Below are 22756 nucleotides of genomic sequence, written 5' to 3'. Positions count from 1 at the left end.
CTGTCCTCAGCTTCACCGCCCTGCTGCGACAGGGTCAGCGGTGCAGGTCTCTCACCTCCACACAATCGAACAACGCCTCATGGCGCACGAGTACGAATACTCATGAGCGCTGTCGGTGGCCCAGGTGATACTGATGCGCAGTTAGGTGTGAGGTACACGGTGAACGGCAGGGAGGGGCGGGCGGCGTCATGCCTGGGTGGGACATCAAGCCGGACGCGGTGCGTGTGGTGCTGGGCAACACGCGCGACAAGGCCGAGAAGCTCGGAGAAGAGCTGCAGGCCTACGCCGCCAGCATGGAGAGCGCGGCGAAGTCGGCCGGCACGATGATCCAGGGTGAGACCCCCAAGGACGGCGCCTTCGGCCCGGTGGCCGGAGCGCTGGGCGAGTTCGGCAAGAACACACAGGACGACCTGAAGTTCCTGATGGTCCGCTCGGCCAAGTCCATACACGGCGCTGTGGAAGCCACACGCTGCTACGAGAACGGTGCCCTGGAGATGGCGCAGAACGCCCAGAACGCGGCGGCTCAGGCGCCCACCCCCAAGGAGCTGAAGGGGGAGGACGGGAAGTGATCGAGCCCGAGAAGATACCCCACTGCACCAGCAACTTCGACCAGTTGGAGAAGGATGCCGCGGCGCTGAAGAAGACGGCGTCCAGCATCCGCACGACCGGTGGTGACATCCACAGCACCTTCCAGGGCCTGGACCCGGTCTACGAGGCTCCGGAGAAGGGCCCGTTGCTGCACACCACCGTCCCGGTGCGCGAGGGGGCGGACCACTTCGCGTCCAAGCTGGAGACGGTCGGCGGCGCACTGTCCGACTTCGCCCACACCGGGCGCCCGCTGGCCAAGCGAATGGACGAGCTCCGACGCGAGGCCGAGGCCTTCGCGAAGTCGGTGGCGGACGACAAGCACTGGCAGCGCGACGACAAGAAGCAGAAGGAGAACGCCCGCCTGACGCACGAGGTGGGCCGCGTCTGAGGCGAGTTCCAGGATGCCGAGCGCTCCACTGCGGACAAGATCAGCGCCCTGGTCGGGAACACCCGTTGGGTACCGGACGACGGTTCGCACAAGCCGGGCATGTACGGCTTCGCCACGGAAGATGCGGCCAAGGCCGACAAGACGCCGTGGGGGACGGTCGACAAGCGCGAGTACACAGGCGTGAAATGGCTCTGGCACCACGGGACGCACGTCATAGGCGGCCTTGCGGAGGGCTTCTTCAAGGACGGTATCTGGAACACCTTGACGGGCCTTGGCCACATGGTCAATGTCTTCGACTGGAAGAAGTTCAAGGAGACTTGGCACGGCATCGGCCTGGTGGGCAAGGGCATTGCCATGTACGGGGTCGAGCCCTTGGAACGAGCCATGAATCCCATGGGCGGCCCGTACGCGCCCAACCCGGACCATGAACGCGCGAAGAAGGCCGCAAGGGAGTTCGGCAAGTCCCTGCTTGCCTGGGACCAGTGGAAGAAGAACCCGGGGCGGGCCATCGGAACCGTCGCATTCAACGGCATCACCCTGGGCATGGGCCCTTTGCTCAAGCTCGGCAAAGCCGGCGAGCTCGGCAACATGGGCAAGGCAGGTGAAGCCGGCAGCAACGTGGCCAAGGTGGCGGGCGCACTCGGCAGGGCCGGGCAGCTCGTGGATCCGATGACGTACATCGGCGGAGCGGCCAAGTACGCAAAGGTTCAGGTCGGCGAACTCCTGACCTCCCTCAAGGAAACCCGCACCGGCCCCACGGGCGACTTCCTCAACGGCGCATCGAAACACCCGGGCGCCCTGGTCGGCACCCCCGACGGCATCAAGTACATCGACCACGAGGGTCGGCCTCGCACCCTCACCGACGACGGAAAAATCCTCGACGAACACGGAGACTTGGCCGAGCCGCCAGCCCGAAAGGAGCCCCACAAGCACGACCTCACCAGCACCCACGAAACCAGCCCGTCCGAACCGCGAGTCCTTGCTCATGCAGGTGGCTCGCATCCCCAGGCGTCCATGCACACCGGCGAAGGCCCATCTCAAGCCGGGCATGACGCTCACAGCCCGTCGCAGGGTGGCGAGCACCACTCCGGCCCGCAGGATCCCCACGGTCACACTGCGCATCACCCGGCTGACAGCACTGGCCACGCTCACGCGGACTTCGGCTCCCCCGGGGGCGGAGAACCTCCGTCTGCCCACCACGATGAGCACCGGCCCGGGGACGGGGACGAGGTACCCGGCCCCAAGCCGAGTGGTCATATTCCCGAGCACGCCATGGAACATGTGCTTCGCGGAGAATTGAAGTACAGCAGGGACGGCAGGCCCAAGGTCGTCGGATACCATTTCCGTCCCGGTGGCCGTGACCGCTGGGGCGTGAAGGTCCCGAAGATTCTGAAGATCGATCACCGAACTGGGCTCACTCAAGGCAACGTCTGGATGCGTGACCCCCGATCCGGGGAGTGGATAATGAAGAGGGCCAAGACGACCTTCTTCCCCAACCACTGGACCGAAGGCGAAGTCAGGCGCGCCATGGTGAAGGCCTTTGAGAACGCGAAAGTCATGGACCCTGATATTTGCATGTGGCAGGGCGAATACAAGGGGATCACGTTTGAAGGTTACTTCGATCCAGTTACAGGTGACGCAAAGACCGTCTACCCGATCCTGCCGCAGTAAACACGAAGGGGTTCAGCAAAGTGATTCGCACTCAGTACTACGCCCAGAATGAATTCAAGGTGCCAGCTTTTATCGGCCCTGCCGGGCTGAAGGTGCTGGGAAATTGGGTGACTTCCGACATTCAGCTTTCTCCGCTTGCCGTCCTGGAGGCGATTGACCTCGTGAAGATTGCCCAGGGGGATGCTGGGGCCGCTCCGGAACACTTGGACGGAAATGCCTTCTCTGCCACCGTCAGCCCGCAGGGGGTGGAAATCGAGAACCATTTCCTCGAGCACGTGCAGGGGGAGTTCAAGTTGGACCAGGCGCTGCAGGTCCTGATCGACTTCTGGGACTACTGCTGTCAGGCAAATCCCGAGGAGGCCGAATCCTACCGCCGCGAGTATGCCGACGAGCACGGGCGCGATCCGCTGGCTGGAGTCCGCGGGTTTCAATCCTGACACGCAAGATTGCGCTGGGGCCGTTTCTGGTCGGAGCGGCTTGACGCCTAGGCCCAGGGGTGGTTACCCGTAAGGGGGTGAGAGGGCGCTGGCTGGACTCGATCCTTGGCTAGTCGGCTCAGGTCCCGCTGAGGCGCCGGCAGAACTGTTGGTCCTGGGCAACCAGACGTGACCTTGGGCCAGCCGCCCGTAGCACTACGTCGAGGACGAGGTCGGGGTCTGCTGCATAGCAGTTGGCGAACCAGGGCATGTTGGCCTCCACCACAGCCCAGCGGCTCTTGCCTGTCGGTGTTGTCATGATGCCGACGTCGAGGACGGCTGCGCTGGGCAGCGTGTGCCCCTCCGTTGCCAGGAGGTCCTTCGCGAAGTCGCGGACTTCGCGCTCATCGGGGTGTCCCTGCAACGGGGCAGCATCCAGGTGACCGAGGGTGGCGTACTGACTGCCGACGCGGCACTCGCCGTCCAGGATGAACAGTCGAAACTCCCTCAACCAGGAGACGATTTCGCTGATCTGCACTGATGCGGTTGGCGCCAAGTGACCAGTTCCCGGTATTTGACTGCCGTCAGCATAGACGCCGGCCGGGAAGCTCTTGTCGCTCGGCGGCTTTACGAATGCGGGGTGCCTCAAGCACCGCGCCTCCATCAGGGTGGTCACGGTGATGGTTCGCAAGGTGAAGTCGTAGGGCAGAGTCGTCAGCCAGTCATCTGCTGGCTCCAGAAGGGCAACGTCGAGATCCTCGACAACCTTCTTCGCGAACAACGGCCCACCGAAGTAGTGTGCGCCGCCCGCCCCTTTCAGGTGGCGCACATCGCCGTTCACGGGCAGTCTCTTCGAGCCCAATCCCCGCCGCTGAGCGGCAGCCGTCAGGAGATCGCCAGTAGTCGAGTGCTGCGGGGCTCGCGCCAGGAAGTCGGTGGATCTCACAGCCCTTGACGATGCCATGTTCTCCGTGGGGTGGAGCGGGTGGGGCCTCGCCCGCACCGGGTCGCGTCACCCGCAAGCAGTGAGTTCGCCCGTTCCGGCTGAAAGTTGGGCTGGTTACCGAGCAGGATCCGCGGTAGCGAGGTGGGTGCGGGTGACGGGCCTGCGCCCCTCGGGCACCGGGGAGGTGGGGTGCGGTGACGGACGAGACGTCCCAGCCGCCGCTCGGCTGGCGGTACGTCGGGAACCAGGTGAAGCTGTGGCGGACCGACGCCGGCTTCACACGGGAGGAGCTCGGCAAGGAAGCCGGGTACGGATACGCAACCATCGAGTCGATCGAGCTCGGGCGGCGACGGCCTACGGAACGGCTGCTGCAGATCGCGGACCAGATGTGCGGGGCACGGGGGAAGTTGCTCGCCGGGAAGGACTATCTGAGGCCTGAGCCCATCCCGGCAAGAGTCCAGGACTACATGCGGTATGAGGCCGAGGCAGTGGCCATCAGCTCGTACCAACCCCTCCTCGTCCCCGGGCTGCTTCAGACAGAGGAGACCATGCGCGTCATGTTCTCCGGGCTCCGACCTCTGGTCGACGATGAGACGATCGAAGAGCGGGTCTCGGCTCGGCTGGCCCGGCAAGTGCTGCTGGAGAAGCAGACCACGGCCTTCAGCTTTGTGATTCAGGAGTCGGTGCTGCGTCTGCGGATCGGCGGGCTGGATGCGCACGGGCGGCAACTGCTCCACTTGCTGAAGGCTGGAGAACAGCGCAATGTGACCATCCAGGTCATGGCGACGGCAGGTGGTTGGCATCCCGGCCTTGCCGGGGGCCTCGTCCTGTTGGAGACGCCTGAACACGAGCGTCTCGCCTACCTGGAGTCTCAGGAGTTGAGCACGCTGTACACCTCTCCTGAGAGAGTCAGCGCGATTTCCCAGGTCTATACGGTGGTTGCCCAGCAGTCGCTCGGCCCGCAGGAATCGCTTGAATTCATCGGCAGGGTAGTGGAGGAGCTGTGAGTGCTGAGCGTTCGTGGTTCAAGTCCAGCTACAGCGACCCGGCGGGGGGCGAGTGCGTCGAAGTCACCGCGCGCCCGGGCGCCGTGGCCATCCGAGACTCGAAGCTCAGAGACGGCGGCCCGCAGCTGTCTCTTGCAGCGCCCGCTTGGGAGGCCTTCATAGACCGCATATCCATACCCTGACCCACCCGAGATTCGGGCCCCGGGACCCGAGCTCTCTATCCAAGGAATGGTGGGTCGTCAGACCCACCCACCCTCCCCAACTCCCGCGCATACACGTGCGGATGACATTTTGCGAGCGCGGCGCCCTGGCCCTCCGCCGCCGTGTAGCGTGCGCAGCAACAAACGACCCCCGCCGGTGCTCGCAACACCGAACGGGGGTCTGACCACCAAGATCGACGACCTAGGACGATCCAATGGCTGACGCAAAGCTTAGCCCTGTCCCACCCATGGCCCGCCCCGGATACGGAAAGCGCTCCGTACCCGATCAAGAACCCCGCACCGCCCGCGCGTTCGCCCATCTCCCGACCCGTGAGGCCTCCGTCGCCGCGCACATCGACCGGCTCCCCGACGGCGCCGCCATGGACATCAAGACCCTCGCCAAGGAACTCGCCGCCTACGGACAGCAGGCCGTGGCCTCCGCCCTCAAGGCCATCTCCGCAGCCGGACACCTGCGCCGCGTCCGCGAGCGCCTCGGCGACGACCGTACGCAGTGGGTCCAGCGCACCTACTTCTCCCGCACCCCACGCAGCGACGCCTGGTGGGGGCAGTTCCTGTCCGGTGATTCGCCCGCAGAGGCGTCAGCCGTATCGCCACCGCCCGTTCACCCGCCCGAGCGCACCGCCGCCTACACCGCCCTCGCCGGACTCGGCCGCACCGACGCCCGCATGACCCTCTCCGCCGCCGAATGCACGGCACTTGAGCCCCTGGCCACCGAGTGGCTCACCCGCGGCGTACCCGTACCCCATCTCGTCCAGGTGCTCACCGACCGGCTTCCCGGCACCGTCCACGCCCCCGGCGCCCTCGCCCGCAAGCGGCTCACCGACAAGATGCCGCCCACCCCGGAACCCGAGCCCGTCCGCACCCGCATCATGGAGTGCACCGGCTGCGGCATCCCTGGCCTCCCCGAAGCCCTCCCCGGCGGACTCTGCCGCACCTGCAGGCACGAGGACGGACACCCGTCACCCACAGCCCCGATCGACGCCGGCGTACGCGCCCACGTCGCCCACCTACGGGTCCTGGCCCGTACATCCCGCTAGTACCTGCTCCGGTGTCAGTCACCAACGTTCCGAGCACCGGCCAGCGTTGATTTCTGACACCGGAATGCCTCCATCCGGAATTTTCCACAGGCCTGGCACCATCACCGCGCATGCGCTGTGCTGTTGTTGTGAAGCCCGCACACCAGCGACTGCTGGACGTTGCCGCGTCGCAGGGCGGTGTCCTGCTGACCTCCCAAGCCGCCGAATGCGGCGTGCCTGCGGCCGGAGCGCCGGCCACATTGCGCCGTGCCGGGTGGACCCGGCTGTACGTGGGCACCTGGGCGGCGCCCGGGAAGCAGGTGGACCTGAAGCTGCGGCTACTGGCCGTACAGCTCGGGCACCCGCACTTGGTCGCAAGCCATGGCGCTGCCGCTGTGCTCCACGGCATCGACATGGTCCGTTCCTGCACTGTCGAGTTCACCGACCCTGGCTGCGGCCGGGCCTCGCGGAAGCCTGGCATTACCGTGCACCCGGTGCCCCTGGCCGCCCACGAGATCAGGCACGTCAAGGGGGTACGGGTCACCACGGTCCTGCGCACCATCTGCGACCTGATGCTCACCCTCCCTCTCCACGAAGCCGTCATCGCCGCCGACTCCGAGCTCGCCCGGGGGAGGGTGCGCCGGGAGCACATCGCCGACGCGCTCGCTCCCCCGAACTGCCGCCGCACCGGCGTCAGGGCCGCGCGGCGGGCGCTCGAACTCACCGATCCCGCTTCCGGGTCGCCCGCCGAGTCCAAGGCTCGGCTGGAGATACATGAGGCGGGGCTGTTCCCCGAGTTGCAGGCCAAGGTCGTCACCCGCAACGGGCGGGTGCGGCGGCTGGACTTCCTCTTCCGGGCCGAAGGGCTCGGCGTCGAGATCGAGGGGTTCGCCTGGCACGGGAGCCGCAGTGCTCACCAGAACGATGCGATCCGGTTCAACGAGCTCGCCGGATGCCCCGAGATCCGGGAGATCCTGCGGTTCACCCGGGACGACGTCTTCCGGCGGCCCCGCCGGTTCATCCGCACCGTGCAGGAAGCACTCCAGCGGCTTCGCGGTGCGGGTCCTATCGTGGGCGCGGACAGGCATCCCAAGAGGGGGGACCATGGCTGAGCTGAAGCTGAAGTGGATCAAAGCGGCCGAGGGTGACGAACCCGAGTACTTCGAAGTCGCCTTCGGGGAAGGCGACGACGTCGACAACGTCTATATCCGGGTCAACACCGACCCCGACAACATCGTCATCACCACGCAGCGCAAGTGGGATGCCTTTGTTCTTGGCGTCAAGGCCGGGGAGTTCGACCACTTTGTAGAGGGGTAGCCGCTAGCCCGGCAGGGGTGAGTGCAGTGGCTTGTGGTGTTTGTGAGGCTTCTGCTTCGGGGCAGTTGGGACGGTCGGGCCGGTTGAGGAATTCGCGTCACTCGGGCCGCTCGGGACAGCCGGGACCACTGAGCCCGTTCCTCCGCCTCCGGATCCGCCTGACCCCGTTCCCCCCTTGTCACCGCCGCTGAAGAGCGAGGCGCCGATCAGCGCCGCCACCACGAACGCCACCACCCCGGCCACCACTCCGATCAGCGTCTTGCGCCGCTTAGGCGGCCGGGGCGACCGCACAGGGGTCGGGGCATACGCGGGCGCCGACGGTGGCGCCGGCTGGGGCATCTCTGCCGGCATCGCTGCGGGCACCGGCGGCGCCGTCGGCCGCTCCGGCGGCAACGGCCGTACCGGCGCCGCCCCCTGCCCTCCCGCAGAACCCCCAGATCCCACCGATCCCTCAGATCTGCCAGATCCCCCAGACCACCCCCGCCCCCCGAACCACTCCGCCGCCTCCTGTGCCGACGGCCGCTCCTCCGGCGCCTTCGCCAGCATGCGCAGCACGAACTGCTCCAGGGCGTGCGGGATGCCGGGGCGGTGCCGGCTCGGCGGCACCGGGGTGTCGTCCACGTGCATGTACAGCAGTGCCGTGGGGTTCTGCGACCAGAACGGCGGGCGGCCGGTCAGGAGCTGGTACAGCACGCAGCCCAGCGCGTAGACGTCCGACTCCGGGCCCGCCAGCCGGCCCAGCGCCCGTTCGGGGGCCAGGTACGTGCTCGTGCCGACGATCTGGCCCGCGCGGGTCAGCCCCGCCGAGGTCGCGTCGACGAAGCGGGCGATGCCGAAGTCGCCGATCTTGACGGTGTCGTTCGGGGCCAGCATCAGGTTGGCCGGCTTGATGTCGCGGTGGACCACCCCCTGACCGTGGGCCGCCGCCAGCCCACCGGCCGCCTGGGCCGCGATGCGCGCGACCCGCTCCGGGGCGAGGGGACCGTGCGTCGCGACCTCCCGGTCCAGGCTCGGGCCGTTGACCAGCTCCATGACCAGGTAGAAGCGGCCGTCCCACTCGCCGAAGTCGTAGACCGCGACGACCTGGGGATGATTCAGCCGGGCCGCGGTCTGCGCCTCCATCCGGAACCGGGCCGCCGACGACTCGTCGCCCCCTTCGGGCAGCAGCAGCTTGACCGCCACCTGACGGCCCAGCACTTCGTCCGACCCGCGCCAGACTTCGCCCATTCCGCCGCGGCCGAGCGGCTCCCCCAACCGGTACCGACCGGCAACCAGCACCCGTACCACCTTGAACTCGAACCCCGCGATGCGCTGAGGCAGCAGGGTACCGACCGAACACCCTGTCGCCCGAACCCCGCCCTCCGACGGAAATTGCTCCGCGTTCACACCCGTGATACACAGAGTCACCGCAGGTCAGTGCAGTGGCGACGCGCCACATATGGGTTACGGCAAAAATTGCCGCCAAATCGACATGCGACGGCGGGGTTTCAGCGAAGATAGGTCCCGACCTTTGCCCTGAGGCTGGGCGGGCACAACTACCCATTTGGGGCGGTGAGTTACAAATGTTTTTGGCGGCCGGCAAGGGCGACATCAACACCATTATTGGCGGAATCGCCCCCAACTGGGGGCCTTTCGGCACCTTGGGCAACGAAGCCCGCGTGATGATCGAGGTCATCATGGCCGTGGCCATCCTGCTCTGTCTGGCCATCGCCATCTGGGGCGCGGCGAAGCAGCGCATCGGCGCCACGGCCCTGCGGGACACCTTCAGCGCCGAGCAGGGCAAGGGGTTGATCGTCGCCGGCCTGACCGGTGTGTTCATCATCGGTTCACTCGGCACCTTGTTCACCATCGTCTACGGCATGGCGGTCTGACGCCCGCCGCGATGTCGGTGCCCCTCACCCCCATCCACCCGCGCATCCGCCCGCGCAGGCCCTCCCGTCCCTGATTCCCCCCGCCACCGAGGCTGCCTCCTGATGCCCCCTCACACCCCCACGTGCTCCCCCCGGAATCCGTTCACCCCGCTACCGTCTTACGGGGGCGGCAAGCCAGCGACGACGTACGAGGGAGCAGGCGAGCGATGAGTCTCGGCGACGACGGTTACGGCGACGACCGCCACATGACCCGCACGCGTCTCCCCGAGGGCGAGTTCGCCCCGCACGCGCAGCCACGTCGCGGGCTTCCCTCCCGGCGGAACCTGATGACGGTCGTCGGGGTGGTGGTGCTGCTCATTGCGGCCATCGCCTTTGCGAACCGGGGTGGGGGCGACGGCAGTTCGGGGAACGGAGGTTCCGGTTCCGGCACCGACAAGGGCGCGAGCAGCCGGGCGACGGCGCCCACGGGCACCAAACCCGTGGAGGGGAAGGGGGCTTCCGGGCTTCCTTCGGGGTTCGCCCATTCGGAGCAGGGGGTGCAGTCCGCTGCCGCGAACTTTGCGGTGGCGCTGGGGAGTGACGGGATGTTCCGGGCGGATACGCGGCATGCGATCGTCGCAGCCGTTCACACGCCCGATGCCGGACCCGCCCTTCAAGGCGACCTCGACAAGGCCTACTCTCCGGACTTCCTGAAGAACGTCGGCCTCCAGCCCGACGGTACGGCTCCCAAGGGTCTGACCTTCGTCTCGCGCACCGTTCCGGTGGGGTCGAAAACCACCGAGTACGGCGACGGCGGCGCCACCGTCGAGGTCTGGTGCACCGGCCTCGTGGGCCTCGCGGGCCAAGGGTCGACGAAGCCTGTGGCGCAGACCTGGTTCACCCTCACCGAGAAGCTCAGCTGGGTGGACAACGACTGGAAGGTCGCGTCGTCCAGCCAGAAGCAGGGACCAGCGCCCGTGAGCGGGGACGACCGCGCAGCGGGAGCCGACGAGATCGCCAACGCGGTCAGTGGTTACGGAGGGTTCACATATGCCAGGTAGCCGCCGTACACGCGCGTTCTCGGCAACCGCGGCAGTGGTCGCCGTCCAGGTGACGCTCATGTCCTGGGCCGCCCGGGCGTCCGCAGCCCCGGGCCCGACGGCGACGCCCACGCCTGCGACGACGCCCTCCACGCTCCCCTCGGGCTCCCCCGCAGCCACGCCGACGCCCAGCCCCTCCCAGAGCGGCAGCGACCCGTGCGACCTCATCGTGGGCCAGGCCAAGGACTACTGCAGGGGCAAAGGCAACACGGGCACGGCACCGTCCCCCAACGACCCCCAATCCACCCTCGACCCCCTCTCCTCCCTGGCCAAAGGCTGTGCCGACGCCGCTGCGTGGATCATCAAGAAGCTGTCCCAGGCCGTCCATTCCACCGGCAACGTCGACTTCACCAACGCGTCCTTCCTCCGCCAGTACGCCGTCGTCTTCGCCGCGTCCACCGTCCTGACCCTCGTCCTGTGGCTGCTGGCCGTCGCCAAGCGGGCCGTGCGCGGGGTGCCGTTCAGCGAGGCGGTGACGGAGGCGGTCGGGTTCCTCTGGCTGACGGTCCTCGCCTCCGCGTTCACGCCGCTGATCCTCTACACGGTCGTCAACGCCACCGACGCCGTCACGGACGTGATCGCCACGGGCGCGTCGTCCAACAACGACACGTTCTTCGGCGGATTCGCCGACGCCCTGCAGAAGGGCAACAACATCGGCGGCGGCCCGATCATGCTGGTCGTCGTCTCGCTCGTCTCCGTGCTCGCCGCAGGCGTCCTGTGGCTGGAGCTGGTGATCCGGGCCGCGCTGCTCTACGTGGGCGCGCTGCTCGGAACCGCCGTGTACGCGGGGCTCGTCGACAAGAACATGTGGGGGCATGTCCGCCGCTGGGCGGGCATCATGATCGCGGTGATCCTGGTGAAGCCGATCATCGTGGTCGTGCTGGGCCTGGCCGGGGCGCTGTCGTCCGGCAAGGGGCCCAACTCCTTCTCCGCGGTGGTGTCCGGCCTCGCGATCATCGTGCTGGCCATCTTCGCCAGCGCGATGATCTACCGCTTCGTCCCCGGCTTCGGCGACGAGATCGTCAGCAGCCGCAACGCCAGCAAGGACGCGGCGTCCCGCCAGGCGGCCGCCGTGATCTCCTCGCCCGCCGCCCTCGTCAAGCAGGGCATCACCACCCACAGCGCCCGCGGCGGCGACAACGGCAACGGCGCCGGCCCCCAGCAGTCCCGCCCCGCCAACCCCGTCTCGGGCGGCGTGACCGCCCACGGCGCCCGCCCGGGCCCAGCGGCCGCGCCCAGCGGCGGCGGTGGCGGCAACGGCAGCGCTCCCTCCGCAGTCCCCGCGCCCCGCACGGCGCAGAACCGCAGCAACAACAGCAACGGCAAGTCTTCCGGAGGTGAGCGGAGTTGACGATCCCGGCGCAGTCCCAGCCGATCGCGGCCCGCCGTACGTATCTGATCGGCCGCGCCCGTCCCAACGCGGTGGTCGGCAAGAACCGGGAGACCGGCGAGATCGCACTGATCATCGCGGGGGCGTTCCTCGGCATGATGTGCGGGCTGCTGGTGCCGATCCTCCCGCTGCGGATCGTCACGCTCAGCGGCTTCCCCGCGCTCGCGCTCGCCGCCGTCTACGTGCCGTACAAGGGCCGGACCTTCTACAAGTGGTTCGAGATCAACCGCTCGTACAAGCGGACCGTGCGCCGGGGCACGACGTACCGTTCCGGCGTCGCCGAGGCGGGTACGCGCCTGGACGGACGGGAGGTCGAGGTCGGCCCGCCGCCCGGCATCGGGCGGATCAACTGGCTTGCCGCGCCTTTCGGGCCGGACGAGATCGCCGTCCTGCTGCACGCGGACCGGCGCACCGTGACGGCCGCCATCGAGATCGAGGGACCGGGCGTGGGCCTGCGCGACTCGGAGGACCAGGAGGCGCTCGTCGAGCGCTTCGGCACGCTGCTCAAGCACGTCGCCAACGGCGACGGCTACGTCACCCGTATCCAGATGCTCGCCCGTACGCTGCCCGCCGACCCGGACGCGCACGCCAAGGACGTCGAGCGGCGCGGCAACGACACCGTGCCGGCCTGGCTGAAGGATTCGTACGACCAGCTGCAGTCGATGGTGTCGACGTCGTCCGAGCAGCACCGCGCGTACCTGGTCGCGTGCATGCACTACGGCCGTGAGCTGTCCGCCGAGGCCCAGGCCATCGCCCGCGCCTCCAAGCACGAGGGCGGCAGGCGCAAGCTGGACCGCGACGGTGCGCTCGCCGTCGTCATGGCGCGCGAACTGACGGACATCTGCGCCCGGCTCGCCGAGGCCGACATCCGGGTCCGGCAGCCGCTCGGCCAGAGCCGGCTGGCCTCGCTCGTGCACTCGATGTACGACCCGGACCACCCGATCGACCACATCCAGGCGATGACCCAGCGCAACGCCTGGCCGGCCGAGCTGGACGCACTGGAGGCCACCTACCTGCAGGCGAAGACGCGCGAGTCGGCCACCCGGGCGCCCTGGTGCCACTCGACCGCCTGGGTGAAGGAGTGGCCGATGACGCCGGTGGGCGTCAACTTCCTGGCCCCGCTGCTCGTTCACACGCCGGACGTCATCCGCACGGTCGCCGTGTGCATGGATCTGGAGCCGACCGAGGTGGCCATCGAGCGGATGCTGACCGAGAAGACGAACGACGACGCCGACGCTTCACGCGCCGCCAAGATGAACCGCGTCGTCGACCCCCGCGACGTCGCTCACCATTCACGTGTCGACCAGCGCGGCGAGGACCTCGCCAGCGGAGCGGCCGGCGTCAACCTCGTCGGGTACATCACCGTCTCGTCCCGGTCGCCGGAGGCGCTCGCCCGCGACAAGCGGACCATAAGAGCCTCGGCGGGCAAGAGCTACCTCAAGCTCGAGTGGTGCGACCGCGAGCACCACCGCGCCTTCGTCAACACGCTGCCGTTCGCGACCGGCATCCGACGATAGAGGGATGTGAGGGGTTTCCCGTGCTCGATCCGCTCGCCGCCGTCACCGACGCCTTCACCAGCCTGCTCTTCGGCAAGGTGGAGACCACCCGGCTGCCGGTGCGGACCTCCACCGGCCAGGCGCAGGCCGTCTACCTCCCCACCGCGGCCCCCGGCCTCGGCGACTCGGGAGTGATCATCGGGCGCGAGGTGTACTCCGGCAAGGGCTATATCTACGACCCGTTCCAGCTGTACGGGCAGCAGCTGCCCGCACCCCACTGGCTCGTGCTGGGCGAGTCCGGCAACGGCAAGTCGGCTCTGGAGAAGACGTATGTCCTGCGGCAGTTGCGGTTCCGCGACCGGCAGGTCGTCGTCCTGGACGCGCAGGGCGAGGACGGCGTCGGCGAGTGGAACCTCATCGCCGAGCAGCTGGGCATAACACCCATCCGGCTGGACCCGATGTCCGCCCGGGAGGGCGGCACCGTGCTCAACCCGCTCGACCCGGCGATCACCACGACCGGGCAACTGGCCCTGCTGCGCACCATCATCGAGGTCGCTACGGGCCGCGGCCTCGACGAGCGGGCGGGCTTCGCGCTCAAGGTCGCGCACGCCTACGTCAACGAGACCATCACCGGCCGGCAGCCGGTGCTCACGGACATCGTCGAGCAACTGCGGCACCCCGAGGCCGAGTCGGCCGAGGCGATGAACGTCGACATAGACGACGTCCGCGCCTGGGGCCTGGACGTCGCCCTGGTGCTGGACCGCCTGATCGACGGCGACCTGCGCGGCATGTTCGACGGCGCGACGAGCGTGGGCATCGACCTCGACGCACCACTGATCGTCTTCGACCTCTCCCGCATCGACCGCAACTCCATCGCCATGCCGATCCTGATGGCGATCGTCGGCGTCTGGCTGGAGCACACCTGGATCCGGCCGGACCGCAAGAAGCGCATCTTCCTGGTCGAAGAGGCCTGGCACATCATCAACTCCCCGTTCGTGGCCCAGTTGTTCCAGCGGCTGCTGAAGTTCGGGCGGCGGCTGGGCCTGTCGTTCGTGGCAGTCGTGCACCACCTGTCGGACGTGGTCGACGGCGCGGCGGCGAAGGAGGCCGCGGCCATCCTGAAGATGGCCTCCACCCGCACCATCTACGCACAGAAGACGGACGAGGCCCGGGCCACCGGCCGGGTGCTGGGCCTGCCGCGCTGGGCGGTGGAGATCATTCCGACCCTGACGCCGGGCATCGCCGTCTGGGACGTCAACGGCAACGTGCAGGTCGTCAAACACCTCGTCACCGACGCCGAACGCCCGCTGGTCTACACCGACCGGGCCATGACCGAGGACGGCAACACCGCCCGCGAACTCGCCGCCGAGGCCGAGGCCGCGGAACGGGCGCACGCGGCGATAAGCACGCCGTACGCCGACGAGCCGTACGGATCGACCGAATCATCTGAATCATCCGAATCGACGGTGGCGTGAGATGGCGCCGGGGGGCGGCGAGCCGGGAACGTCCCGGCCGGAACGGGGAATTCCCGACGGGGTGCTCGTCAGCGTCCTCGCGTTCCTGCTGGGACTGACGCTCCTGGTCTGGACGGCGACGGGCTTCGCGGCCCTGCTCGTCCACGGCAGCTGGCCGCACGGGGTGACCGTCCTGCACACCCCGCAGGCGATGCGGCACCTGATGACCCAGCCCCGCGACCTGCCCGCCGCCTGGCCGGAGACCACACGGGGCGAACTGTCGGGGTACGGGCTCTTCTGGGGCATCCTCGTCGGCGAACTGCTGGTCGCCGTCGTGCTGATGGTGTTCGTCATCGGCACACTGGCCCGGTGGCGGGCGGTCCGGGAACGGGCCCGGGCGGGGGCGCGAGCGGGGGCGGGGGAGGCGGAGCCCGCGACGGAGGGGACGGGATCCGCGCAGGCGACGGCCATTGCGGCAACGGCCGTCACGGCTGCTGCGGCTCCCGCTGCCCCCGCGGCCCCCGCGGCCGCGGAACCTCCGGTGGCGCAGCCGGTCCCCGCGCCTGCACCGACCCCCGCCACGGAGATGGCCGCGCCCGCGCGCCTCGTCTACGCCACGGGCGCCGCCCGCCGCCCGGTCGCCGCCCGCGCGGTCCTCGAGGCCGCCGGGCCCGTCCTCGTCACCACCAGCGACCCCCAACTCTGGGCGGACACCCGGGGATCGCGCGCCAAGCTGGGCCCGGTGCACGTCTTCGACCCCAGCCATCTCCTCGACACCCCCGACCGCCTCCGCTGGAGCCCCACCGCGGGCTGCGAGTCCCGCGCCACCGCCGGCGCCCGCGCGGCCACGCTCCTCGCGCCCGTACGCCCCCCGAGCGCCCTCGACTCGGCCACCGCCGACACCGCCGAGACGCTGCTGCGCTGTTGGCTCCACGCCGCTGCCGTGGACGGCCGCCCCTTTCGCCAACTGCACCGCTGGGCACAGGGTTCGGCGGCGCACGAGCCCGTACGCATCCTGCGCACGAACCCCAAGGCGACCGGCGGGGCGGCGGGCGAGCTGGAGTCCGCGCTCACGGCGCACCCCGAACGGCGCGACATGGCGCAGGAGTTGACGGCGCGCGCGCTGGGCGCGCTCGACTCCATCCACATCCGCGACGCATGCAACCCACATCGGACGGATTCGCTCGCGCTGGAATCATTCATCGCCGAAGGGGGAACGCTCTACGTGGTGGGTGAGGCGATTGAGGATCCCCGCACCCGCCCGGGTGCGATGCCGTTGCTGACCGCACTCGCCGCAAGCGTGGTCGAGCGCGGCCGGGGCATTGCCGAACGGTCATCCTCCGGTCGGCTCGACCCACCACTCACCCTGGTGCTGGACGATGTGGCGGCCGTGGCGCCGCTGCCGTGCCTGCCGGAACTCCTGGAGCAGGGCGAGGAGTTCGGGCTGCCGGTGCTGGCCCTGATCCGCTCGCAGGAGCAGGGCCGGGCACGGTGGCCGCGAGCCGCCGCCTTCGGCGCGCGGGCGTAGGGCCTCGCCCCGTAAGGGGCGCGGGGCTCTGTTTGATATGCGGCTCCGCCGCGTGGGCGCGACCAGCCACCGACGGCCTGCAGCCGACGCACCACCCGGGGGTCCGGGGCGAAGCCCCGGGTATTTCGACTGCGGGTGCGTCATGGTTGCTCGCGCAGTTCCCCGCGCCCCTTACGGGGCGCTACGCGACCCACTCGTCCGGCGCGCGGTCGGGCGACTGCGACCTGATCTCGGCGATGAGCAACTGCAGCAGGTCGGTGGAGTTGCCGGGGGGCAGGGCGTCGAGGGCGGCCTGGGCATAGGCGAGGCCGCCGGCCACGTCCCCGGACCGGGCCAGTACGAGGCCCCGGTGCAGTTCCATGTGCGTGGCGAACCGCAGGAGTTGCGGAGGAAGTTCGCGCTGTGTCTCGTCGTAGGCGAGGTCGGCCCGCTTCTCGTCCCCCAGCCGGGTCGACAGCAGGGAGAGGAAGCCGTTCACGCGCCAGGCGGGTATGTCGAAGTCGCTCACCTTCCCGGATATGGAGAAGGGCCGCGGGCTCCCGGAGGCCTCGGCGCCGTCGAAGGCCCTGCGCGCGTCGTCGGCGAGCTGCAGGGCTTCCGTCCGCTCCCCGCGGATGGCGGCCGAGCAGGCCTTGCTCAGATTGGCGGCGACGAGCCCCGGCGCCGGCTTCCCGCCGAGGGCCAGGGCCTGGTCGGCGAACATGTCGGCGAGGCCGAGGGAGGTGCCCCAGTACCCCAGGGACAGTACGGCCCGGCCGCGCACCCAGACGCGGATCCCGCGGTCCCCCGAGCGGTCCGCCGCCTCGGCGGCCGACCGGTACCAGGAGGCGGCCCTGGCCTCCTCGGCCTGGGAGAAGGTCGTCGCATACATGGTCATCAGCAGTGCGGCCACCGCCCACATCCGGGGCTCGTCGAGCTGCTGCTGGACGACGACCAGGTCGTCGGCGAGCCGGCGCTGCATCTCGGCCGCCCCGAGGACCAGGTAGTCGACGCCGTGCCGGGCCAGCCTGGCCTCCCACTCCTCCAGCGCGGGCCCGCCCCGCAGCCGCACGGCGAACCCCCGGCTCAGCAGGTCGTCGGCCACCGCGGGCGCGACCTTGGCCACGAGGCCGTCCGGCACCCCCGTGACGCCCCGCCCGGCCCCCGTCCCTTCGAGCACGCTCAGCGGGACGCCCAGAGCCACGGCTAGGTGCCGCAGATAGAAGGGGCCGGGCCGGACCTTGCCGCGCTCCCACCCGCTGACGTACTCGCGCGTGAGGTTCGCCCCGGAGGTGCGGTTGACCTCCGTGGCCAGCCTGCCCTGGCTCCACCCCTGCGCCTTGCGCAGGTCCCTGATGAGATCGCCGATCATCACGGACACAATCTTGCCCCTAAAAATGCCACTACCGAACGCCGGTGCCGCAGGAGAGGGTGGCAATCGAGTCACGGGGGAAGACGACGGGCCCGGATGCGCAACGGGGGAACGCATCCGGGCCCGTCGTTTCACCGATCCCCGAAGCCGGCCTTGATGATCCGGCCGACGGCCGCGTTGCCCTCCTCGCCCTTGGCGTCCGTCGCGTTCACGGAGTACACGAGCGTCCGCGAGAGGTCACGCGTGGCGCCGAACCCGTCCTGATAGCCGTAGCGGGCGCCCGTCTTGCCGTAGACGACCTTGTTCCCGACCTTGATCCGGCTCAGGCCGCTCGTGTACGCCGCCTTGCCGCCGCCGTACATCGGAACGTCCGGAACCGTGAACATCAGCTCCAACTCCTGCTGCGGCACGACCCGGCCCTTGAAGAGGGCGGTCATGAACCGCTCGATGTCGGCCGTCGTGGTGATGAGGTCGCCGGAGGCCCAGGTGCAGGACTGGTCCCACGCGGTGACGTCCTCCAGGTGCGTGGTGCCGTCCTTGTCCTTCACCGCCTGGTAGCCGTGGGTGTACGGGCCGCGGATCCCGGTCGCGTTCCCCGGGCTGTAGGTGTCCTTCAGCCGGAGCGGCTTGAGCACGCGGTCACGCAGCTCCTGCTCGTAGCTGCGCCCGGTGACCTTCTCGATCAGCAGGCCGAGCACGTTGTACCCGATGTTGCTGTAGTGCTGCTGGGTGCCCGGCTGGAACTCCATGCCCTGGCCGAAGCCGGCCTGGACGAGCTTGCGGTGGTCCCACGTGGTGAAGCGCCCGCCGGTGTCACCGCTGGGCAGCCCGCTCGTGTAGTTGAGCAGCTGCTCGACCCGCACCTCCGGGTAGTCGGCCGGCAGCAGGCCCGGCAGGTACTGCTGCACGGTCCCCTTGAGGTCCAGCTTGTGCTCGTGCACCAGCTGGAGCGCCACCGCCGCCGTGAACGCCTTGGTGACGCTGCCCGCACGGAAGCGCTCGTTCCCGTGCACCGCCCGGTGCGTGCGGATGTCGGACTGGCCGGACACACCCGCCCAGTGCCCGTCCGTGCCGCCCACCCGCACCTGGGCCGCCGTCGCGTCCGTGCTCGGCAGCCCCGCTATGGCCTGGCGCAGCGCGGCGTCGTCCGGCTGGGCGGCAGCGGCGGGACCGGCCACGCCCATGCTCACGGCGGCAGCGGCGATGGCGGCTACAAGGGCAATCTTCTTACGGCGCACGGTGGTTCCCCGTTGAAATCGTCGGCAACTGCTGTCGGATTCCATCCTCGTGAAACCGCCGCCTCCGCGAATCGCCGACGCGAGGGGTCCTGCCGCCCGCGCGACTCCCCCGCGCGGGGGATCCGGCCTCCCGGCCGGCTCACTCCCGGCTCACTCCCGGTTCACTCTCCCGGGGCGATCAGCCCGGTCTCGTACGCGCAGATGACCGCCTGGATCCGGTCCCGCAGCCCCAGCTTCGACAGCACGTTGCTCACGTGCGTCTTCACCGTGTGCTCGCTGACCACGAGTTCGTCCGCGATCTCCGCGTTGGTCTTCCCCCGGCCCAGCAGGACCAGCGTCTCCCGCTCGCGCGCGGTGAGCCTGCCCAGGCGGGCGGACGCCCCGGAGTCCCGCCGCGCAGGCCCCCGGCTGGTGAAGTCGGCGACCAGCCGGCGGGCCACGGACGGCGCCAGCAGCGAGTCCCCGGCGGCCACCACCCGTACCGCGTGCACCAGATCGTCCCGGCGCACGTCCTTGAGCAGGAAGCCGCTGGCCCCTGCGTGCAGGGCCTCGTAGACGTAGTCGTCCTGGTCGAAGGTGGTGAGCATGACGGCCTTGCAGTCCGACTCCGCGCACACCGTGCGGGCCGCCGCGATGCCGTCCATGCGGGGCATCCTGATGTCGAGCAGCACGACGTCGGGCGCGTGTCTCCGCACCGCCTCGACCGCCTCCAGGCCGTCCGCCGCCTCCGCGACCACCTCGATGTCGGGCTGCACGCCCAGCATCATCGAGAAGCCGCTGCGCACCAGTTCCTGGTCGTCGGCCACCACCACACGGATCGTCACCCTCCCACCTCCGCAGGCGAGGAGATCACGACGGGCAGCTCCACGGCAACGCGGAACCCCCGCCCCTCCGGGCCGGGTCCGAACTCCGCGGTGCCGCCGTGGGCCGCGGCCCGCTCCCGGATGCCGATCAGCCCACGGCTGCTGCCGGTGCCCGACAGCGCGGCGGGCGCGCCCGTCCCGTCGTTCTCCACGGTGACGACGAGCCGCCGGTCCTCCGCGGCCGCTGCCGCCTCCCAGACGAGCCGGACGGACACGTCGTGGGCATCGTCGGCGTGCTTGAGGACGTTGGTGAGCGCCTCCTGGACGACGCGGTAGACCGTCACCTGGGCATCGGACGCGAGGGGTTGGGGCATGCCCTCCACCTGGAGGCTCACCGGCAGCCCGGTACGCCCCACCTCGCGCACCAGATCCTCCAGCCCTTCCAGCGTCGGCTGGGGGCTGCGCGATGAGGAACCCTGGGCGTGAGCGGCGTCGGGAGCCTCCTGGAGGACCCCCAGCATCCGGCGCAGCTGCACCATCGCTTCGCGGCCGGCCCCCGCTATGGCGTCGAACGCCGCCTCGGCACGCGCCGGGTCGGACCGCACGACGAGCGGGCCGGCCTCGGCCTGCACCATCATCAGGCTCACGGCGTGCGAGAGGACGTCGTGCATCTCCCGTGCAATGCGCGCCCGTTCCCGCTCCGCCGCGCGCTCGGCCTCCACCACGCGCGCCCGCTCCAACTCGGCGGCGCGCGCCTCCACCGCCTCGGTGTACGCCTGCCGGGTACGGGTCAGCACACCGAGGGCGTACACCATGCCGAAGAGGAAGAAGGCGAAGAGACATTCACGAGCCGAGTCGGCGCGCACGGCCGCGGCGACCGCAGTGAACGGCAGAGCGAGTGCCAAAGTTGCTCGCCGCTGCCACACACCACCGCGTGCGGCAACCGTGAACACCCCGACGAGATGGGGGTACGGCAACGGCTGACCGGGGCCGTGCATCGTCAGATACGCGAACCCCATGGCGGTGACGGCCATCAGCGAGCTCAGGGGAGCCCGCGTACGCCAGAGCAAGGGCAGTACCTGAAGTGTCGTCCCGGCATACGTGGCCCAGGTGGCGGGCGGCACGTCCGCCGCGCGCGGCACGACGAACGGGATCGTGATCGCCGCCTGGACCACGACGGCGACCAGCGCATCGACGGCCCAGGGGCTACGGAGCTTTGTCTGTCTCACGGAAAGCATCAAACGGTCGGGCGCGGGCGGACGATCGCCAGCTCGTATTCCTTCTGCGCGGGGTCGTCAGGCATGGAGACGGTCACGCCGGTCGGTTCGAAACCCGTCTTCCGGTAGAACGCGCGGGCACGGTCGTTCTGCTCGTGCACGAAGAGGCGCACGCGCTCCACGGGTGGTTCGGCCAGCGACCAGGACCATTCCAGGGCCGCCTCGAACAGTGCCCTGGACACACCGGAGGCGCGGTGCTCGGGGCGGACGTAGACGCCGACGACATGGGTCTGGGGAACAGCCGCATCCCCGCCGAAGCCGCCGTCCCCGCCGGGGAGTTCGAGCAGTACGGTCACACTGCCGGCCCATTCACCGTCCGGCCCCTCGGCGATGAATGCAATGCTGGACTTCCCGGCGGCATTGGCCGCAGTCCGCTCCTGCCACAGGCTGTCAGGCTGGACCACAGCCCGGTCGTAGGTGTCGAGAAAGGCGATCGGTGCCGCCGGGTCCCGGAGCGCTTCCAGTCTCAATTCCCTGGTCTGCTGCCATTCGTCGGCCCGTACGGATCTGATGGTGTGGTCCATCGGAAAATCGTCACTCCTGGGTGAAGCCATGGGCAACGTGTTTTCCCTCTCGGGGCCCAGGGCATACGGGTGCCCGTGAACACCGAACGCCCGACGCGGCCGACCGTCGTGGTGGCCATGGGAGATGCGGAACTGGCCGCTGCCGTCCTGGACACGGGCCTCCGGGCCCGCCTCGCGGAGGTGGTGCAGATGGGGCCCGATGTGGTGGCGGAACCCCTGGAGCCGTTGCTGGGAACGGCCGATCTCCTGATCACGGGGTGGGGTTGCCCGGCCCTGACGGAGGAGGTCCTCGAAGGCGCCCCTCGGCTCAAGGCGGTCGTCCATGCAGCGGGTTCGGTCAAATCACTGGTGACGGACACGGTTTGGGAGCGCGGGCTCGTGGTCTCCTCCGCGGCGGACGCCAATGCCGGTCCGGTCGCCGAATACACCGTGGCGGCCATCGTCCTGGCAGGAAAGAAGGCACTGAGCACGGCAGCGGCGTACGACGCCGAGTGGCCCGGCTTCCGGGACCGCCAGGGCCTGGACGGACGACGCATCGGGGTCGTGGGTGCCTCCCGCATCGGCCGGCGGGTCATCACCCGGCTCAACGCAGCGGAGGCCGGCTATCAGGTCCTGCTGTACGACCCGTACGTCTCCGCGACGGAGGCTGCACAACTCGGAGTGGAACTCGTCGACCTGAACACGCTCTGCCGAGCGAGCACGATCGTGACGCTGCATGCACCCGAGCTACCGGAAACCCGGTGGCTGTTGGACGCCGAGCGGCTGGCGCTGATTCCCGACGGCGGCACGGTCATCAACACGGCGAGGGGCTCACTGATCGACACGGAGGCCTTGGCGCGCGAGTGCGCTTCGGGCCGGCTGGACGCCTTCCTCGACGTGACGGATCCGGAACCGCTGGAGAAGGGGCACACGCTGGCTGCACTGCCGAACGTACTGCTCACTCCGCACATCGCCGGCGCGCAGGGCAGCGAGGTGCGGCGACTCGGGGAGTTCGCGGTCGGGGAGGTCGAGCGGTGGGTACGGGGAATGCCACTGCGCGGGCGGGTGAGCCGGGAGGAATTGGAAAGGCTGGCATGAGGCCATAAATGCAAGAAAGCCCTGACAGGGAACCGGAGTTCCCCGTCAGGGCTTTCTGAAGAAAAGTTCGGCGGCGTCCTACTCTCCCACACGGTCCC

The 22756-nt window shown here is 69.4% G+C and carries 23 protein-coding genes; 16 read left to right on the top strand and 7 right to left on the bottom strand.

Features of this window, described 5'->3' with window-relative positions; genetic code table 11:
- The first annotated feature begins 188 nt into the window (after positions 1–188).
- The 4 genes from ACWD4B_RS30065 to ACWD4B_RS30050 all read left to right on the top strand — a co-directional run bounded on the left by ACWD4B_RS30065 (position 189) and on the right by ACWD4B_RS30050 (position 3084).
- Positions 189–569 carry a DUF6507 family protein gene (locus tag ACWD4B_RS30065; RefSeq protein WP_451423705.1) on the top strand — a complete coding sequence of 127 codons (381 nt, stop codon included), beginning with the start codon at positions 189–191 and terminating at the stop codon, positions 567–569.
- Positions 566–976: a hypothetical protein gene (locus ACWD4B_RS30060; protein ID WP_451423704.1), complete on the top strand. Its 411-nt coding sequence runs from the start codon at positions 566–568 to the stop codon at positions 974–976. The genes ACWD4B_RS30065 and ACWD4B_RS30060 overlap by 4 nt, the downstream gene beginning before the upstream one ends.
- 99 nt (positions 977–1075) lie before the next feature.
- Positions 1076–2647, top strand: a complete 1572-nt coding sequence (locus tag ACWD4B_RS30055; protein ID WP_451423703.1) for an EndoU domain-containing protein — start codon at positions 1076–1078, stop codon at positions 2645–2647.
- A gap of 20 nt (positions 2648–2667) precedes the next feature.
- Positions 2668–3084: a hypothetical protein gene (locus ACWD4B_RS30050; protein WP_451423702.1), complete on the top strand. Its 417-nt coding sequence runs from the start codon at positions 2668–2670 to the stop codon at positions 3082–3084.
- A 118-nt stretch (positions 3085–3202) separates the two neighbouring features.
- Here ACWD4B_RS30050 and ACWD4B_RS30045 read toward each other — a convergent pair whose 3' ends face one another.
- Positions 3203–3904 (bottom strand): ATP-grasp domain-containing protein, encoded by a 702-nt coding sequence (locus ACWD4B_RS30045; protein ID WP_451423701.1) that lies wholly within the window; start codon positions 3902–3904, stop codon positions 3203–3205.
- A 299-nt stretch (positions 3905–4203) separates the two neighbouring features.
- On the opposite strand from ACWD4B_RS30045, the gene ACWD4B_RS30040 reads away from it, so the two are divergent.
- The 5 genes from ACWD4B_RS30040 to ACWD4B_RS30020 all read left to right on the top strand — a co-directional run bounded on the left by ACWD4B_RS30040 (position 4204) and on the right by ACWD4B_RS30020 (position 7570).
- On the top strand, positions 4204–5016 hold the full coding sequence (locus tag ACWD4B_RS30040; protein WP_451423700.1) for a helix-turn-helix domain-containing protein: 813 nt from the start codon (positions 4204–4206) through the stop codon (positions 5014–5016).
- A complete protein-coding gene (locus tag ACWD4B_RS30035; protein WP_451423699.1) occupies positions 5013–5198 on the top strand; it encodes a DUF397 domain-containing protein in 186 nt (61 codons plus the stop codon). The genes ACWD4B_RS30040 and ACWD4B_RS30035 overlap by 4 nt, the downstream gene beginning before the upstream one ends.
- A 266-nt stretch (positions 5199–5464) precedes the next feature.
- A complete protein-coding gene (locus tag ACWD4B_RS30030; RefSeq protein ID WP_451423698.1) occupies positions 5465–6274 on the top strand; it encodes a hypothetical protein in 810 nt (269 codons plus the stop codon).
- Positions 6275–6402: 128 nt separating this feature from the next.
- Complete coding sequence (locus tag ACWD4B_RS30025) at positions 6403–7365, top strand: hypothetical protein (RefSeq protein WP_451423697.1); 963 nt, start codon at positions 6403–6405, stop codon at positions 7363–7365.
- Complete coding sequence (locus ACWD4B_RS30020; RefSeq protein ID WP_451423696.1) at positions 7358–7570, top strand: DUF397 domain-containing protein; 213 nt, start codon at positions 7358–7360, stop codon at positions 7568–7570. Before ACWD4B_RS30025 ends, ACWD4B_RS30020 begins: the two co-directional genes overlap by 8 nt.
- A gap of 3 nt (positions 7571–7573) precedes the next feature.
- Here the strand turns inward: ACWD4B_RS30020 and ACWD4B_RS30015 are convergent, their stop codons facing one another.
- Positions 7574–8848 carry a serine/threonine-protein kinase gene (locus ACWD4B_RS30015; protein ID WP_451423695.1) on the bottom strand — a complete coding sequence of 425 codons (1275 nt, stop codon included), beginning with the start codon at positions 8846–8848 and terminating at the stop codon, positions 7574–7576.
- Between the two features lie 284 nt (positions 8849–9132).
- Here ACWD4B_RS30015 and ACWD4B_RS30010 point away from each other — a divergent pair, with 284 nt between their 5' ends.
- From ACWD4B_RS30010 to ACWD4B_RS29985, 6 genes are all read left to right on the top strand, one after another.
- Positions 9133–9441 carry a hypothetical protein gene (locus ACWD4B_RS30010; protein ID WP_171086940.1) on the top strand — a complete coding sequence of 103 codons (309 nt, stop codon included), beginning with the start codon at positions 9133–9135 and terminating at the stop codon, positions 9439–9441.
- Positions 9442–9647: 206 nt separating this feature from the next.
- The gene (locus ACWD4B_RS30005) at positions 9648–10481 is read left to right on the top strand and encodes a hypothetical protein (protein ID WP_451423694.1); all 834 of its coding nucleotides are present in this window, start codon (positions 9648–9650) and stop codon (positions 10479–10481) included.
- Complete coding sequence (locus ACWD4B_RS30000; RefSeq protein ID WP_451423693.1) at positions 10471–11871, top strand: hypothetical protein; 1401 nt, start codon at positions 10471–10473, stop codon at positions 11869–11871. Before ACWD4B_RS30005 ends, ACWD4B_RS30000 begins: the two co-directional genes overlap by 11 nt.
- Positions 11872–11873: 2 nt before the next feature.
- Complete coding sequence (locus tag ACWD4B_RS29995; RefSeq protein ID WP_451423707.1) at positions 11874–13427, top strand: SCO6880 family protein; 1554 nt, start codon at positions 11874–11876, stop codon at positions 13425–13427.
- A gap of 20 nt (positions 13428–13447) precedes the next feature.
- On the top strand, positions 13448–14881 hold the full coding sequence (locus ACWD4B_RS29990) for an ATP-binding protein (protein WP_451423692.1): 1434 nt from the start codon (positions 13448–13450) through the stop codon (positions 14879–14881).
- Between the two features lies 1 nt (position 14882).
- Complete coding sequence (locus ACWD4B_RS29985; protein WP_451423691.1) at positions 14883–16388, top strand: type VI secretion protein; 1506 nt, start codon at positions 14883–14885, stop codon at positions 16386–16388.
- A 181-nt stretch (positions 16389–16569) separates the two neighbouring features.
- On the opposite strand, the gene ACWD4B_RS29980 is transcribed toward ACWD4B_RS29985, so the two are convergent.
- From ACWD4B_RS29980 to ACWD4B_RS29960, 5 genes are all read right to left on the bottom strand, one after another.
- Positions 16570–17739 carry a helix-turn-helix domain-containing protein gene (locus ACWD4B_RS29980; RefSeq protein WP_451423690.1) on the bottom strand — a complete coding sequence of 390 codons (1170 nt, stop codon included), beginning with the start codon at positions 17737–17739 and terminating at the stop codon, positions 16570–16572.
- A 131-nt stretch (positions 17740–17870) separates the two neighbouring features.
- Positions 17871–18977, bottom strand: coding sequence for a serine hydrolase domain-containing protein (locus ACWD4B_RS29975; RefSeq protein ID WP_451423689.1), 1107 nt, complete (start codon positions 18975–18977; stop codon positions 17871–17873).
- A gap of 161 nt (positions 18978–19138) precedes the next feature.
- A complete protein-coding gene (locus ACWD4B_RS29970; protein WP_451423688.1) occupies positions 19139–19801 on the bottom strand; it encodes a response regulator in 663 nt (220 codons plus the stop codon).
- Positions 19798–21018 (bottom strand): sensor histidine kinase, encoded by a 1221-nt coding sequence (locus tag ACWD4B_RS29965; RefSeq protein ID WP_451423687.1) that lies wholly within the window; start codon positions 21016–21018, stop codon positions 19798–19800. Before ACWD4B_RS29965 ends, ACWD4B_RS29970 begins: the two co-directional genes overlap by 4 nt.
- A complete protein-coding gene (locus tag ACWD4B_RS29960) occupies positions 21018–21581 on the bottom strand; it encodes a GNAT family N-acetyltransferase (RefSeq protein WP_451423686.1) in 564 nt (187 codons plus the stop codon). Before ACWD4B_RS29960 ends, ACWD4B_RS29965 begins: the two co-directional genes overlap by 1 nt.
- Positions 21582–21698: 117 nt before the next feature.
- Here ACWD4B_RS29960 and ACWD4B_RS29955 point away from each other — a divergent pair, with 117 nt between their 5' ends.
- Positions 21699–22658, top strand: a complete 960-nt coding sequence (locus ACWD4B_RS29955) for a hydroxyacid dehydrogenase (RefSeq protein WP_451423706.1) — start codon at positions 21699–21701, stop codon at positions 22656–22658.
- The last annotated feature ends 98 nt before the right edge of the window (positions 22659–22756 follow it).

The organism is Streptomyces sp. NPDC002536, assembly GCF_053594995.1.
This window is presented reverse-complemented; position numbering and strand designations above follow the sequence as displayed.